This is a genomic window from Faecalibacterium sp. DFI.5.82 (assembly GCF_029076575.1).
Taxonomy (GTDB): Bacteria; Bacillota; Clostridia; order Oscillospirales; family Ruminococcaceae; genus Faecalibacterium; species Faecalibacterium duncaniae.
Map to the genome: position 1 here is coordinate 1 of NZ_JARFIS010000558.1, position 309 is coordinate 309.

Sequence of the window (309 nt, forward strand, 5' to 3'; positions counted from 1 at the left end):
CAGCTCACTGAGCACGTCGTCCAGCAAGATGACGGGGTGCTCCCCGGTGAAGGCAGCAGCAGCGGAGGCTTCGGCCATTTTCAGGCTGAGCACCACACAGCGCTGCTGCCCCTGGCTGGCAAACACTCTGGCGGGCTGGCCGTCCAGCAGCAGCTCCAGATCTTCCCGGTGGGGGCCGCACAGGCTCGGCCCGGCCCGTACTTCCTCATTCTGGCGGGCTTTGAGCATGGCTGCCAGACCACCCTGCTCAAACTGGGCGGCATACCGCAGCTCCATCCGCTCCGCCCCATGGGAAAGCTCCTCGTAATT

Annotated in this window: 1 pseudogene; it reads right to left on the reverse strand. The window is 65.4% G+C overall.

The annotated features are described in order from the left end of the window. Nucleotides 1–309, reverse strand: a pseudogene (locus tag P0G09_RS17865) (DNA replication and repair protein RecF); the annotation flags it as partial.